This is a genomic window from Monashia sp. NPDC004114 (assembly GCF_053603855.1).
Genome location: NZ_JBSGGK010000001.1, coordinates 538,541 through 552,312 on the forward strand (window position 1 = coordinate 538,541; position 13,772 = coordinate 552,312).

General features: G+C 69.6%; 12 protein-coding genes, 1 tRNA gene, 2 pseudogenes and 1 riboswitch. Of the genes and pseudogenes, 4 read left to right on the forward strand and 11 right to left on the reverse strand.

Annotated elements, in window-relative coordinates; all coding sequences use genetic code 11:
• Positions 1-418: 418 nt before the first annotated feature.
• Positions 419-2,340: pseudogene (locus tag ACWEOW_RS02375) on the reverse strand (FAD-dependent oxidoreductase).
• Here ACWEOW_RS02375 and ACWEOW_RS02380 point away from each other — a divergent pair.
• The gene (locus ACWEOW_RS02380) at positions 2,302-2,631 is read left to right on the forward strand and encodes a hypothetical protein (protein WP_452267615.1); all 330 of its coding nucleotides are present in this window, start codon (positions 2,302-2,304) and stop codon (positions 2,629-2,631) included. The pseudogene ACWEOW_RS02375 and the gene ACWEOW_RS02380 sit on opposite strands and share 39 nt — an antisense overlap.
• A 316-nt stretch (positions 2,632-2,947) precedes the next feature.
• Here ACWEOW_RS02380 and ACWEOW_RS02385 read toward each other — a convergent pair.
• The 9 genes and pseudogenes from ACWEOW_RS02385 to ACWEOW_RS02425 all read right to left on the reverse strand — a co-directional run.
• Positions 2,948-3,109 (reverse strand): annotated as a pseudogene (locus ACWEOW_RS02385) (DUF6582 domain-containing protein); the annotation flags it as partial.
• 478 nt (positions 3,110-3,587) lie between these two features.
• A tRNA-Thr gene (locus ACWEOW_RS02390) sits at positions 3,588-3,660 on the reverse strand.
• Positions 3,661-3,810: 150 nt separating this feature from the next.
• The gene (locus ACWEOW_RS02395; RefSeq protein WP_452267533.1) at positions 3,811-4,506 is read right to left on the reverse strand and encodes a transglycosylase family protein; all 696 of its coding nucleotides are present in this window, start codon (positions 4,504-4,506) and stop codon (positions 3,811-3,813) included.
• Positions 4,507-4,531: 25 nt separating this feature from the next.
• Positions 4,532-4,642, reverse strand: a riboswitch (cyclic di-AMP (ydaO/yuaA leader).
• Positions 4,643-4,955: 313 nt separating this feature from the next.
• Positions 4,956-6,800, reverse strand: a complete 1,845-nt coding sequence (locus ACWEOW_RS02400; protein WP_452267534.1) for a protein kinase domain-containing protein — start codon at positions 6,798-6,800, stop codon at positions 4,956-4,958.
• A 133-nt stretch (positions 6,801-6,933) separates the two neighbouring features.
• Positions 6,934-7,293, reverse strand: coding sequence for a fumarate reductase subunit FrdD (frdD, locus tag ACWEOW_RS02405; RefSeq protein WP_452267535.1), 360 nt, complete (start codon positions 7,291-7,293; stop codon positions 6,934-6,936).
• Positions 7,294-7,746 carry a hypothetical protein gene (locus ACWEOW_RS02410; RefSeq protein WP_452267536.1) on the reverse strand — a complete coding sequence of 151 codons (453 nt, stop codon included), beginning with the start codon at positions 7,744-7,746 and terminating at the stop codon, positions 7,294-7,296.
• Positions 7,743-8,486, reverse strand: coding sequence for a succinate dehydrogenase/fumarate reductase iron-sulfur subunit (locus ACWEOW_RS02415; protein WP_452267537.1), 744 nt, complete (start codon positions 8,484-8,486; stop codon positions 7,743-7,745). The genes ACWEOW_RS02410 and ACWEOW_RS02415 overlap by 4 nt, the downstream gene beginning before the upstream one ends.
• A complete protein-coding gene (frdA, locus tag ACWEOW_RS02420) occupies positions 8,479-10,269 on the reverse strand; it encodes a fumarate reductase (quinol) flavoprotein subunit (RefSeq protein WP_452267538.1) in 1,791 nt (596 codons plus the stop codon). Before frdA ends, ACWEOW_RS02415 begins: the two co-directional genes overlap by 8 nt.
• 6 nt (positions 10,270-10,275) lie before the next feature.
• Complete coding sequence (locus ACWEOW_RS02425; RefSeq protein ID WP_452267539.1) at positions 10,276-10,500, reverse strand: hypothetical protein; 225 nt, start codon at positions 10,498-10,500, stop codon at positions 10,276-10,278.
• Positions 10,501-10,579: 79 nt separating this feature from the next.
• Here ACWEOW_RS02425 and ACWEOW_RS02430 point away from each other — a divergent pair, with 79 nt between their 5' ends.
• Positions 10,580-10,702: a hypothetical protein gene (locus ACWEOW_RS02430; RefSeq protein ID WP_452267540.1), complete on the forward strand. Its 123-nt coding sequence runs from the start codon at positions 10,580-10,582 to the stop codon at positions 10,700-10,702.
• On the opposite strand, the gene ACWEOW_RS02435 is transcribed toward ACWEOW_RS02430, so the two are convergent.
• Positions 10,687-11,118 (reverse strand): CBS domain-containing protein, encoded by a 432-nt coding sequence (locus ACWEOW_RS02435; RefSeq protein WP_452267541.1) that lies wholly within the window; start codon positions 11,116-11,118, stop codon positions 10,687-10,689. The two genes, ACWEOW_RS02430 and ACWEOW_RS02435, sit on opposite strands and share 16 nt — an antisense overlap.
• A gap of 208 nt (positions 11,119-11,326) precedes the next feature.
• Between ACWEOW_RS02435 and ACWEOW_RS02440 the strand changes: the two genes are divergently transcribed.
• The gene (locus ACWEOW_RS02440) at positions 11,327-12,913 is read left to right on the forward strand and encodes an alpha,alpha-trehalose-phosphate synthase (UDP-forming) (RefSeq protein WP_452267542.1); all 1,587 of its coding nucleotides are present in this window, start codon (positions 11,327-11,329) and stop codon (positions 12,911-12,913) included.
• The gene (gene otsB / locus ACWEOW_RS02445) at positions 12,910-13,716 is read left to right on the forward strand and encodes a trehalose-phosphatase (protein ID WP_452267543.1); all 807 of its coding nucleotides are present in this window, start codon (positions 12,910-12,912) and stop codon (positions 13,714-13,716) included. Before ACWEOW_RS02440 ends, otsB begins: the two co-directional genes overlap by 4 nt.
• Positions 13,717-13,772: the final 56 nt, after the last annotated feature.

Here is a 13,772-nt window from a genome sequence, read left to right on the forward strand (position 1 = left end):
TGCACCCCACCGACAACCCGAGGCCGCCCACCGACGACTCGCAGCTCCTCTATGCCAGCGAACCAGTCCCCGAAGCAGACCGGCTCGAGCAGCTCACCCCCGTCGACCCGGCAGCCCACCAGGGACTTGCTTCCGCTCCCGGCGGACCAACCTCGACCGTGCGCGCGAGCGCGGACGAGCCGCGTGGACCCGCGGATGAAGCCGACTGGCTGGAACAACAGCTCACAGTTCCCGCCGCTGACCCCGACGACGAAAACTACCCACCGGACCTGAGCAGTCGCAGTAGCCGATAGATCCCTAACCTCAAGCCGAAACACCCACTCGCGCGCCAGCAGCCGTCGGTGAGTTAAAGGGAGGACTTCGTGTTCCCTGGGATCCGGAGGAGACTGGGGCGCACCACATGGGCGACCGCGCGTGTTTACCGGCGGCCCTCGGCTTCCAGGAACTCGTGGACTTGGCGGATCGCGACCGAGCCCTCACCGACGGCGGAGGCGACGCGCTTCACCGAGCCACTTCGTACGTCGCCCACGGCGAACACGCCCTGGCGGCGGGTCTCGAACGAGCCGTCGGAGCAATCTGCGGCAGGCCCGGTGAGTATGAAGCCCTTGGCGTCCAGCGGGATCTTTCCCAGGAGCCAGCTGGTTCGGGGGGCTGCACCGATCATCACGAACAACGCTGTCGTCGCAACGCGGTGCTCCTCATCCGACTGGAGATTGTGCAGCAGCACCTCTTCGAGAGCTTCATCCCCGATGAGCTCGCACACCTCGCTGTTGCGCCAGATCCTGATGCGTGGCGCATGCTCCACACGATCGGCCAGATAGCGGGACATGTCCCTCTCCAGGTCGTCGTGTCGGATAACCAGGTTGACCACGGGCGATTGCCGGGCCAGGAAGCAGGCCGCTTGGCCGGCGGAGTTTCCACCGCCCACGACGGTGACGGGGTCCTGTCGGCACAGCCGGGCCTCGAACTCCGTGGCGGCGTAGTAGACGCTGCTGCCCTCGAGGCGGTCTATACCGGGGATGTCGAGACGTCGGTATTGCACCCCGTGGCGACGAGCACAGCGTGTGCGATCAGGGCGTCACCCTCCGCCAACCCCACCACGTGATAGCCGTCGGCCTGCGTGAGGGAGGTCGCCTCGCCGGGGATGTTGAAGACGGCGCCGAACTTTCGGGCCTGCACCACGGCGCGGTCGGCCAGCTCCGCGCCGGTGATACCGGCCGGGAACCCCAGGTAGTTCTCTATCTGGGACGACGTAGCCGCCTGCCCGCCGGTGGCGAGCGCGTCCAGTACGACCGTCGAGAGCCCCTCGGAGGCGGCGTAGACCGCCGCGGCCAGGCCGCCCGGGCCTGCGCCGACCACGACGAGGTCGTATGCCGCCCGCTTCGGCGCCGCTCGTAGCCCGATGAGGTCGGCCAGCTCAGTGGTGCTGGGGTTTCGCAGGACCGTCTGCCCTTTCCAGATCACGACGGGTGTCTGGTCGGGTGAGATGTCGAACGCCCGCAAAGTGGCCTCTGCCTCGGGATCCTCCTCCACGTCCTCCCAGCGGCACGGGATGCGATTGCGGCTCGCGAAGTCCCTCAGCCGGCGGGTGTCGGATGAGTAGCGGGAACCGATGATCCGAAGGCCGACGCCGAGGTCGGCGTGAAGGGCGCGTCGGAGGATGAAGGCCCGCAGTATCAGATCTCCGAGCGCCTGATCCTGGGTGACCGCCTCCTTGAGGCGGTCGTAGGCCACTTCGAGGACCTCCACGTCGGTGTGGGCGATGGCGGTGACGTAGACAGCTTGGCCCGTCAGCATGGACAGATCGCCCACGAACCGACCCCGGCCGTGGACGGCGATCACTCGCATCTCTCCCTCGGTGCTGTCCTCCTGGACAACCTGGACCCTGCCGTCGAGCACGACGAACAGGCCGCAGTCGCGGTCCCCCTCGCGGAACAGCGTGGTGCCCTTGGTCAACGCTTTCCGCTCGCCGTACCGCGAGAGCAGCATGATCTGCTCGTCGGTCAGGCGGGTAGGCGCCCGTCGTGTCGGGAGTCTCGGGCAGGTCCGCGAGCTCGGGGTCAGACGAACTGCTCGTCGGCATAGCACCACCTCCAGTTTCTCCCCCGGCTCGATCGAACGCACGATGACGTGGCCGGTCGTGGCGGCGTGAGCGCGCGCGTGTCGCATCGGTGACGAGTCGCAGCAGCCGACCTGGCCACAAGTCAGGCACTGGCGCAGGTGCACCCACGGAGTGCCAAGCTGCACGCACTCGGCGCATAAACGCCGGGCGGGTGGCGGCACGGGCCGGATGATTCCGAGGTGCGGGTCGGCGCTGACGCGGGTGGGGTTGGCAGTCATGACGCCAATCTGGCCACCACGGCAACGGTCGTTCTGGGTGTGTTCTTCCTGTACGCCGCGCTCTTCCTGCTCGCACTCCTGACCTCACCGGTTCTGGTGCCTGCACATCTGCTCGAGCAAGGCATCGGGCATGCTGTGCGACCCGACGACTACATGAAGCTGGCGTGGCTTACCAGCTCTCTCGCGACACTGGGCGGAGCTCTCGGGGCAGGTCTTGAGAGCGACGAAAGGGTTCGGGCCGCCGCTTACACGTACCGGCAGGAGTCGCGTCAGACCGAGCCGAAGGGGTGAGCAGCGCTCGTCGACGTCCTCCGAGATCGCCAGCAAGCCTCGCACCTGGCGGGCGGCCTGGACAGCCTCCCAGAGGCAGACGGCCCACCGGAGGCCAATACTCCGGACCCTGGCGTGGGCCCGGTCGGCGGCCCAGTCGAGTACCGCGCCTAGGTCCCACGCCTTGCACCCGGACAACTTTGCGTTCCGCTTGTGCGCGAACCATCCAACCTGGGTGATCGTGAGCTCGACACGTTGGGCGGTGAACTCAGGCCTGCTCGAGAGTACGTCGATCCGGAAGCGGTTGGGCTGGTCCTACCCGCCGAACGGGTTGCGTTCAGTCGTCCTTCTTCAGGTTCCCGTACTTCTTCACCACGGCCGCGCGGACCTTCTTCTGCCCGGCCGCGGTGCCGTGCTGTGCCACCCGAGCCAACGCGTTCCGCGCATGCTCGATGTCTGGAATCGGGTACTTCTCCTGCTCGGGCAAGGCGAAGGATAGTTCTTCAGGTTCTTGCGGTTCTTGCCGCCGCTCAGGTCTTTCGTCACAGGGGTGACCCCTTTGCTCCGAACAAGAGCTGGGTGCTGTGCCTTGTCACCTACCCAGCCAGTCCGTCCGCGCGCCGGTCTACCGGTCGTTGGCTCGCGCACGCGGGGAGGAGCCGGCCGGTTGAACACCCGGCATGTCCGAAGAGTCCCCGGCTCGCGGCGAGGGCATCCGGGCCCCAGCTCGGACGGCGATCAGATGCCTCGAGCACGCCGCCGTGACGCACAAACCCGGCGCGTTCGTGCGATCGGTGTCCGATTAGACGCCCAGTCCCAGGGACACAGGCAGACACAACTCCCAGGCCCTGGCGGCCCGGCGAGCGACGTTCCCGCAGGTCAGAGCCCCCTTCGACCCCAAGCCACCTGTTTGAGACGACAGATCAGAAACAGGTGCGGCTGGCAGCCCAATTCGCTTACGCACCAACCAAATTCGGAGCTGGCGAGGGGACTCGAACCCCTAACCACCTGTTTACAAGACAGGTGCGCTACCGATTGCGCCACGCCAGCACCCCCGGAGCGGCTCCCCCACCGTCGGGTCGGCGAGTGCTCGGGACGGGCGAAAGCGTAACGGAGCGACACGGCATACGGAAAAGAAGGACGGCCCCGCGGGACCCAGGGGTTGGTCGCGCGAGGCCGTCCGGCTCAGTCTGCCACGCCCTACCGGGGCATGCGGATGACCTGGCCGACGAAGATCAGGTTGGGGTTGTCGATCTTGTCGCGGTTCGCCGCGTAGATCTCCTTCCAGCCACCGTCGACGTCGTGCTTGACGGCGAGCTTGGACAGCGTGTCGCCCTTGCGCACGGTGATCTTGGAGCCGCTGGCAGCCACCGGGTAGGTGCGCTGCGAGCTCCCCGTGGCGGCATAGCTCTTCTTCTTGGTCACCTTCTTCTTGCTGCTGGTCCACTGCTTGGTCGTCCGCTCCGTCGAGCGGGAGGACGAGCCGGCCGCGGGCAGGCCACCGGACGTCGCACCGCCGCCGGACCGGGTGAGGCCGGCCCGGACCGAGCACACCGGCCACGCGCCGGGGCCCTGCGATGCAAGGACACGCTGCGCCACCGCGATCTGCTGCGCCTTCGTGGCGAGGTCCGCACGCGATGCGTATGCACCCCCGCCGTAGCCACGCCAGGTCGACGACGAGAACTGCAAGCCGCCGTAGTAGCCGTTGCCGGTGTTGATGTGCCAGTTGCCGCCGGACTCGCACGCGGCAACACGGTCCCAGACCGTCGAGGCCTTGGCCGCTCCTCCAGTGGCGACGCCCGCCACGACGGTGGCGGCACCTGCGATTCCGACTCCAGCAAGGCGCTGCTTCACCTTGATCCGTTTGGCGGCAGCGTGCTTGGACAGGTACTGCATGGGTGATCCTTCCTGACGGCGCCTGCGGGGTTAGCTGTCGGGTTAGGGCGTCAGGTGCCCCGCCGCTCTCGCGACTTCACCCCCAGGCCGGATCTCGTCCTCTTGGCATCACTCACCGGCCGCACTGGGTCCCCCGTCCTCGCCCGGCCCGCGGTTGCGGGCGACGTCCCTGGCTGGCGAGGCTCGGCGCGCTCAGGGACCGGATTTCTGGGTTCCATCTGAAATTGTGCGACGTGCCGTGTGGAGCCGGACGCGACGAAGCGGCCCGGGGAAATGAAATGTCACAACCCCGTTCCCGGCCCTAGAGTCGGTAGCCGCCGTGGCACTGACGGTACGTGAGCAAGCCCCCCGACACAAGCACATCCGAGATCGTTTTGTGACCTGGACTTGACCTGTGCTTTACCTGTGTTCTGCTATAGACCGGAGGAGCTGTTCCGGCCATCCCGAGCTCAACCCCCAAAAGGGTTGCTGCCCAACGGATTCCAGAGCAACGCAGCGCCATGGTTGAGGGCGAGCACGGCGGCCACGATGCCGAAGCTGAAGAGCGCCGCGGCGGCGATCTGCATCGGCAGCCCGACCGGCACGACCCGCCGCGCGATCGACCGGGACCCGCGCCGCAGCGATGCCCCACCCGGCCCCCACCATGCCATGACAAGTCCCAGCGCCCCGCCGATCGCAAGCGTGATCGGAGCGCCCGGGCCGAGCCCGTCGCCCCTGGTGCCGGCGAGCAGCAGCGCCGTCGCGAACACACCGGCGAGGGCAGCGCCGAGCGGCAGCAGAAGTCCGACGACGGTCGCGATCGCGCCCACGACCAGGTGCAGCGGGCTGGCCACGACCGCGTAGGGGAGGTCGCTGCGACGCCGGCCGTAGTTGTAGCGCCTCAGGACGAGCGCGGTCACCGACCGGTCCGTCGCCCGCGCCAGCACCGACCACACCACGAATGCCACGACGGCGATGCCGGGCCACGCCATGAGGGTGCCCAGCCAGGCGATCGCCGCGGCTCCCAGCAGCCCGGTGCGCATCGGCATCCCGATCCGCGGATCGCCTTCGCGCGCAACGACTTCGCCGTCGTCTGGCTCGCCTTCGTCCAGGTCTTCGTCCGGCCAGAAGTCTTCCGCCGCAGGCGGCTGCCCGCCTCGCACATAGCGCTCGTCGTAGGACTCGGCTCCGTCCCACTGCTCGTCGACCTCAGGCTCGTCATCCCAACCCCGTTGGTATGCCGCATCGCTGGGGTCGGCCTGTCGCGGTCCCGTCGGCGGTGGCGCCCATCGCGCATCGTCCGGTCCCTCGGGCACCACGGGGTAGCGCGCGGTCGTGCGCTCCTGCACGACCTGCGTCGCTCCCGGCGCGATCGGCGTCGACCGGCCGTCCCATTCGCCCGAGGGCGGGTTGGGGACCGTCGCAGCGCGCCCAGCCGCATACTGCTCGATCGCAGCGATGACCTGGTTGGCATACGGTCGGCGGGCTGGGTTGGGAGACAAGGACGCTCGCAGCAGCGGCACCAGACGTGGGTCGACCCCGTCGAGGTCCACGTCACCCGCGCGGACGCGCGTCAGCACGGCGTCCATGCGCGCGCGACCGAACGGCGGGCGCCCCGAGGCGGCGTAGGTGATGGTCGCCGCCCAGCCCCACCAGTCGGTGGCGTCGGTGATCTCGGCGCCCTCGACCAGCTCCGGCGACAGGTAGCCCGGCGTGCCCATGACGAGGCCCCCGACGGTGTGCCGCACGTCGTCCTGGAGGTGGGCGATGCCGAAGTCGATGAGGACCGGCTCCCCGTCCTCGAGCAGGACGTTGCCGGGCTTGATGTCCCGATGCACGACCCCGCAGGCGTGGATCGCGCGGATCGCCTCGGCGATGCCCCGCGCCAGCTGCGCCAGCTCGGCCGGCGCCATCGGACCGCGCTCCTCGACGACCTCGTCGAGCGCAGGGCCGGGGACGTACCGGGTCACGATGTACGGCCGCGGCCCCATCACGTCGGCGTCGATGACACTGGCGACCCGTGGGTCGCGGATGCGCGAGAGCGTATCCACCTCTCGCGCAAGGCGTTTGCGCGCATCGGCGTCGTGGGCCACATGAGACCGCAGCACCTTGATGGCGACCGCGCGGCCCCTCGGGTCGAGGGCGAGGTGCACGACCCCCATGCCACCTTCGCCGATCTCCTCGACCAGACGGTAGGGGCCGAGCCGCTGCCCGTCTCGACCGCCGTCACCGGCGTCGCCCGCCTGCGGGACCCGACCGGTGCCCGCGCCGGATCGCGGGGTGGAGACCCGGTCGGTCCGGTCGTACGCGGTCATGCCCCTACGGTAAGCGACGGCCCTGCTAGCCGAAGCCGCTTGGCGCTGCGCCGCGCGGCTCGGCAGCCGCACGGCCCCCCACGGCAGCCCCAGACCTCAGCCCCAGACCGCGCCCCGGGGCCGCACCCGAGCCTCAGGCGGTGACGACCCCCACCAGCACCACGGCGGCCCACACCGACCCGATCACCGCGAGGGCGTACACAACGGTGTTGATGAGGCGCTGGTGCGCCTTGAGGCCGAGCCCGTCGAACAGCGTGTACCGGAACCGCTGCGCCCAGTGGAACAGTGACAGGACGAACACCGCAAACAGGACGATCGCGATCAGCGGGTTGCCCAGCAGGGCGAGCAACGGGCCATGCGGCGGCGCGGCGAGCCAGCCCAGCGGGATCGCGAGCGCGAACAGCACCATGAGCACCGGTAGGAACAGTGCCGACACGACGCCGCCGGCGCTGAACAGCAGCCACAGGATGGGCTCCGCGGTCCGTCTGGCCACCTATCGGGTCACCACCAGCCACACGACGACCGCCGACACGACGACCCAGCCGGCGAACGCCCCACCGGCGATCGCCGCCGGCGGCACCCTGCGGCCCCGCAGCCAGACGACCATCGCCGCGGGCGTGAGGTTGAACCACGTCACGGCGTGCAGCAGCAGGAACGCGACAGTGATGACGTTGAGCACGACCACCCACGGGGTGCCGGCCCAGTCGAGGAACGCGCGGTACTGCGCCTCGCCCTGCCCCACGGCCCGCAGGAGCAGCAGCATGAAGACGACCGACCAGGCGACGAAGACGGCGCTGATCTCCCGCAGCACGAAGAACGTGTAGCTCCACCGTCCGATCCACCAGAGCTTGCCCACGTGCGGACGGTATGCCGCCGGCCCGTCCGTCGCGCCCCGGGCGTCCGCCTGCGTGGGTTCGTATGCCGGAGGGCTGGGTTCGCGGGTCATCGCGGGCCCCGCGGGAGCACGAAGGACCGCAGCGACTGCAGTGCCGCCGTGAGCTTGTAGCGCTGGATCGCGCCAGCAGGGTCAACTCCCTTCGGGCAGGCGCGGGTGCACTCGCCGACGAACGTGCAGCCCCAGATCCCCTCGGGGTGGATGAGCAGGTCCATCCGGACGTCCGCGCCCTCGTCGCGTGAGTCGAGGTTGTAGCGCTGCGCCAGGGCGATCGCCGCAGGGCCGACGAACTCCGGATCGAGCCCGTAGACGGGGCACGCCGAGTAGCACAGCATGCAGTTGATGCACATGCTGAACTGTGCGAACTCCTCATGCTGGCGGGGCGTTTGGAGGTACTCGCCCTCGCTGACGGGCTTCTCCTCGTCGCGGATGATCCACGGACTCACCGCCGGGAGCTTGCGCATGAAGTCGCCGATATCGACGACGAGGTCCCGGACCACCGGAAAGTTCGCCAGCGGCTCGACCCTCACCGGGCCCGGGGCGTAGTCGACGAGGAAGGTGGCGCAGGTCAGCCTCGGCTCCCCGTTCACCGTCATCCCGCAGCTGCCACAGATCCCCATCCGGCACGACCAGCGATACGACAGGCTGCCGTCCTGGGTGTCCTTGATGTGGTTCAGCCCGTCGAGGACCGCCCAGTCCCGGCGCAGCGGCACCTCGAACTCCTCGACAGTCGGCTCGGCCTCCTGCTCCGGCCGGTACCGCGCGACCTGCAGCGTGATCGTGTCAGCCATGGCCCTTCCTCCCGTACACCCGCTCCCCCGGCGGCCAGGACGTGATCGTGACCGGGAGCAGCTCGGTGCGGTGCTCCCCCGCCGGGTCGCGGTGGATCAGCGTGTGGGCGAGGTACTTCTCGTCGTCGCGTGCGGGGAAGTCGAGGCGCTGGTGCGCACCACGAGATTCCTTGCGCTGCAAGGCACTTGCGACGATGGCTTCCGCCAGGTCGAGCATGTTCTCCAGCTCCAGGGCCGCCACGATCTCGGTGTTGAACGCGGTGCTGTGGTCGTCGAGGGCCATCCGCCCCGCCCGCTCGTGCAGCGCTCGCAGACTGGCCGCCCCTGCGGCCAGAGACTGCTCGTTGCGGAAGATCCCGGCGCTCTCCTCCATGACCTCCTGCATCGCGGTCCGCAGCTGCGCGATGGACCCTGCATTGGAGCCCCGTCCGCCAGGAAGCCCGTCCGAGCTCCCTGCCCCGTCGCGGCCACGCAGGTCGGTGAGGCGGCGCTCCTCGTCGCGCGCCTGCGCGACGATGCTCGTGCCCGGGTCCTGAGCGCTCACGGCATACTCGGCGGCGGCCCGGCCCGCCCGCGCGCCGAAGACCAGGCACTCGGGAAGCGAGTTGGAGCCCAGCCGGTTCGCCCCGTTGATGCTGACGCACGCCGTCTCCCCAGCGGCATACAGGCCGGCGACGGGCGTCGCCCCGGTGGGATCCGTGTGGACGCCGCCCATCATGTAGTGGACGACCGGCCTGACAGGCACGAGCTCCCGCACCGGGTCGATGTTCTCGTAGCGAAGGCAGAGCTCACGCACGAACGGCAGCTTCGCGTCGATGAGACGCTCCCCGAGGTGGCGCAGGTCGAGGTGCACGACCGGGCCGTACTCCGTGTCGAGCGTCCGCCCCTTCTCCTGCTCGTGCACGAAGGCCTGCGAGAGCCGGTCCCGGGGGCCGAGCTCCATGCTGCGCAGGACCGGGGTCGGTTCGGGAGTGCCGAGGTCGTAGTCCTGCAGGTAGCGGTAGCCGTCCTTGTTGAGCAGCCACCCGCCCTCGGCGCGTGCGGCCTCGGTGATGAGGATGCCGGTGAACGGCAGGCCAGTGGGGTGGTACTGCACGAACTCCATGTCCTTCAGCGGCGCCCCCGCGCGCCAGGCCAGGGCCATCGAGTCGCCGGTGCTGATGTTGGCGTTCGTCGTGAACGGGAAGACACGCCCGCAGCCACCGCCCGCGAGCACGACCGCCTTGGCCGTGATGGCCTGGATCCGGCCGGTCGCGAGCTCGATCGCGACAACGCCCTGCACGCGGTTCTCGTCGACGAGCAGCCTCGTCACGAACCACTCGTCGTAGCGCACGACGCCACCGAACCGCAGTGAGGTCTGGAAGAGCGTATGCAGCATGTGGAAGCCGGTCTTGTCCGCGGCGAACCACGTGCGCATCGTCGTCATGCCGCCGAACGCGCGCACCGCTATGTGTCCATCCGGCTGGCGGCTCCACGGGCAGCCCCAGTGCTCGAGCTGGAGCAGCTCGCGCGGGGCCTCCTCGACGAACGCCTCCACCGCGTCCTGGTCGCAGAGCCAGTCGCTGCCGGACACCGTGTCGTACGCGTGCTCGGCCAACGTGTCCCCCGGCGCGATCACCCCCGCAGCGCCGCCCTCGGCAGACACAGTGTGGCTGCGCATCGGGTAGACCTTGGAGATGACCGCCACCCGCACGGCAGGGTCAGTCTCGGCGATCGCGATCGCTGCGCGCAGGCCTGCGGCCCCGCCGCCCACGATGAGCACGTCGTGGTCGGCGGCCGTCATCGGGTGTCACTCACCGCGGAGCTCTTCGTCGAGGAGCACCTTGCCCTTGTGGTGGACGACGCGGTGATGCGTGCTGCCGTCGTGGAAGTCGTCGCGGAAATCCTCGCAGCCGCAGCCATAGTGAAGGTGATCGACGACCAACCCGTCGTCGTCACTGTCGGTATATCGGGCACCGTCGACGATCCGCCCGCACGGTGCCTTTTCTGCGCTGAAGCTCGTCCTGGTCGGCATGGTGCACTGCCCTTCGCCCGACGCGTGCTACCAGCATGCTCCTGCTGGGCCCGCCTCGGGAAGGGTCAGCGTCGTCGGCTTGCACCGCCGTCGTGCGCCGGCGACCGGCGAGGACGACCGCGAGGACGACCGCGAGGACGACCGCGAGGGTCACCGCGAGGACGACCGCGAGGACGACCGCGAGGGTCAGCTCGTGATGTAGTCGCGCAGCTGGTCGCGCTCGGACTGCAGCTCCGAGAGGCGATGCTTGACGATATCGCCGATGCTGACGATGGCCGCGAGCTTGCCGTCGTCGTCGACGATCGGCACGTGCCGCACACGCAGCTCGGTCATCGTCGCGGCCAGGTCGGCGATGTTGTCCTTCGCCGAGCCGGTGGTCACGTCGCTCGTCATGATCGCGGAGACCGCACCGTCCAGCACCGAGGTGCCGGTGGTGTGCAGATGACGCACGATGTCACGCTCGCTGACGATCCCCTCGACCGTCGCGCCGTCGCTGCTCACGACGACGGCACCGATCCGGTGCTCGTCGAGGAGGGCGAGCAGGTCTGCGACGGTGTCGTCGGGCTTGATCGTCACCACGACGGTCCCCTTGGACCGGATGACGTCCGAAATCTTCACGGCGACCTCCTTCACTCGGCGAGTTTGGGTACGAACAGACCACGAGCCGCTCACGCGCTCCAGCCCGAGTGCCCTGACTCGACCCTAGAACGCCGCCGGATCGGGCGCCAGCATTCGTCGTTAGAGTGAGATCGATCGCGCCCGATCGCTCCCCGAGAGGCGGTGGCGACCAGGGCGCAGCCACCCGTAACCCTCAGGAGCTGATTGCGTGCCGTCCCCCCGGCCGACGTACGACCTGGTCATCGCAGCGAACCGCCTGCCCGTGGACAAGGTGGTGTCCGACACCGGAGAGGACGAGTGGCGCCGCAGCCCGGGCGGGCTCGTGACGGCGATGGAGTCCGTCATGCGCGACGAGCCGGGCGCCTGGGTGGGCTGGGCCGGGGACTCGGGGGACGCGCCCGAGCCCTTCGAGTCGGACGGCATACACCTGCATCCCGTGGCGCTGTCTGCCGCGGACATCCGGGACTACTACGAGGGCTTCTCCAACGACACGCTGTGGCCGATCTACCACGACGTGATCGTGCCCGCGTCGTTCCACCGCGACTGGTGGTACAGCTACCAGCGGGTCAACGCCCGGTTCGCCGAAGCCGTCGCGGAGGTGGCCGCGCCGGGCGCGCGCGTGTGGATCCAGGACTACCAGCTCCAGCTGGTCCCCTCGATCGTGCGCCGGCTCCGCCCGGACGTGCGGATCGGCTGGTTCAACCACATCCCGTTCCCGCCGGTCGAGCTCTTCGCCCAGCTCCCGTGGCGAACCCAGCTGCTCGAGGGCCTGCTCGGTGCCGACTTCCTCGGCTTCCAGCGACAGGCCGACGCCCGCAACTTCGTCCGGGCGTGCCGGCAGCTGCTCGGCGCGCCCACGCGGCGCGACCTGGTGACGGTGGAGGCATCCCAACGGCAGGTGCGTGCCGCGGCCATCCCGATCTCCGTCGACTTCAAGGGTCTGGAGGCGCTGGCGAAACAGCCCGAGGTGATGGCACGCGCCACGGAGATCCGGTCGAGCCTCGGGAACCCGAAGGTGCTCATGCTCGGAGTCGACCGTCTCGACTACACCAAGGGCATCCGGCACCGGCTCAAGGCCTACGAGGAGCTGCTCGCCGAGGGCCGACTCGAGCCACCGGAAGTCACCCTCGTCCAGGTCGCGACGCCGAGCCGCGAGCGCGTCGAGTCCTACCGCATCCTGCGCGAGGAGATCGAGCAGACCGTGGGCCGGATCAACGGTGACCTCGGCAAGATCGGCGCGCCGGCGGTGCACTACCTGCACCACTCGTATCCGCGCGACGAGATGGCCGCGCTGTTCCAGGCCGCGGACGTCATGCTGGTCACGCCCCTGCGCGACGGGATGAACCTCGTCGCCAAGGAGTACGTCACCTGCAGGCACGACCTCGGCGGGGCGCTCGTGCTGTCGGAGTTCACCGGCGCCTGGCACGAGCTCCACCAGGCGTTCGCCTGCAACCCCCACGACATCGAGGGCCTGAAGCAGACGATCATGCGGGCGATCAACACTCCGGCCAGGGACAAGCAGCGCATCATGCGTGCGTTGCGCCGCCGCGTCTCCGACCACGACGTCCAGCGGTGGGCCAGCCGATACCTGGCGGCGCTCGATGCGGCGCCCGACGTGCCGCGCTACGACCGTCGCAGCTTCGGCGTCGACGGCTCCGCGAACGGCTCTCCCGACCTGGACGGGGCTGCGCCCGACCCGGCCGACGAGCCGAGCGGGACCCCTGGGGCGACGGACCGTCCGGCCGGCGCGTCTGCGGGACCGGCCGCCCACGACGACAACGTGGCCGGGACATGAGCGCAGTCGCACCCTCGGACGAGGTGCTCGAGCACGCGGCCGCGGCCACACCACTTCTCGTCGCGACCGACTTCGACGGGGTGCTCGCGCCGTTCCATGCCGACCCGATGCAGGCGACGCCGCTGCCCGGCGCGGTCGACACGCTGCGCGCCCTGGCCGCCCTCGAGGGCGTCCACGTCGCTGTCGTCTCTGGCCGTGACCTCGACACGCTGCGCCTGCTGACCGGCATCGACCCCGCCGAGCCGATCGTCCTGATCGGCAGCCATGGAGCCGAGTCCTCAAGCGAGGCAGTGCGATCCGCGATGGAGGCCGCCGCGGTGACGCCAGACGACGAGGCGACGTTGGCGACGCTTCGCGACGACATCGAAGCGCTCGTCAAGGAGCACCATCCCGAGGCCGGCATCGAGTACAAGACCGCCGCGGTCGTCGTGCACACCCGTGGGCTGCCGCACGACGTCTCCGAGGCCGCCATCGCGGACGCCCGACGCGTCGCACTCGACCACGCCGGGGTCAAGGTGCTCAAGGGCAAGTCCGTTCTGGAGCTGACGGTGTCCCACGCCGACAAGGGCTCGGCCGTCACGGCGCTCGGGCGGCACGTGGGCGCCGTAGCGCGCGTCTACCTCGGCGACGACGTCACCGACGAGGACGCCTTCATGCGGATGACCCGTCCGGACGACGTCACGGTCAAGGTCGGCGCCGGCTCGACGGCCGCGCACTACCGCGTCGACGACGAGGCCGCGGCCGCCGGCCTGCTCGAGCGCCTCCTGTCGCTGCGCCCCGCCGCCCGCGCCACCGTCGAGTGAGCGCTCCGTCCCACACCTCTTCGTCGAGTGGGCGCTCCGTCCCACACCTCTTCGTC

Excerpts from the sequence above, each read along its gene's own strand:
- ACWEOW_RS02395 (WP_452267533.1), bottom strand. The coding sequence starts at position 4,506 with ATGCAGTACCTGTCCAAGCACGCTGCCGCCAAACGGATCAAGGTGAAG.
- ACWEOW_RS02400 (WP_452267534.1), bottom strand. The coding sequence starts at position 6,800 with ATGACCGCGTACGACCGGACCGACCGGGTCTCCACCCCGCGATCCGGC.
- ACWEOW_RS02410 (WP_452267536.1), bottom strand. The coding sequence starts at position 7,746 with ATGACCCGCGAACCCAGCCCTCCGGCATACGAACCCACGCAGGCGGAC.
- ACWEOW_RS02415 (WP_452267537.1), bottom strand. The coding sequence starts at position 8,486 with ATGGCTGACACGATCACGCTGCAGGTCGCGCGGTACCGGCCGGAGCAG.
- frdA (WP_452267538.1), bottom strand. The coding sequence starts at position 10,269 with ATGACGGCCGCCGACCACGACGTGCTCATCGTGGGCGGCGGGGCCGCA.
- ACWEOW_RS02425 (WP_452267539.1), bottom strand. The coding sequence starts at position 10,500 with ATGCCGACCAGGACGAGCTTCAGCGCAGAAAAGGCACCGTGCGGGCGG.
- otsB (WP_452267543.1), top strand. The coding sequence starts at position 12,910 with ATGAGCGCAGTCGCACCCTCGGACGAGGTGCTCGAGCACGCGGCCGCG.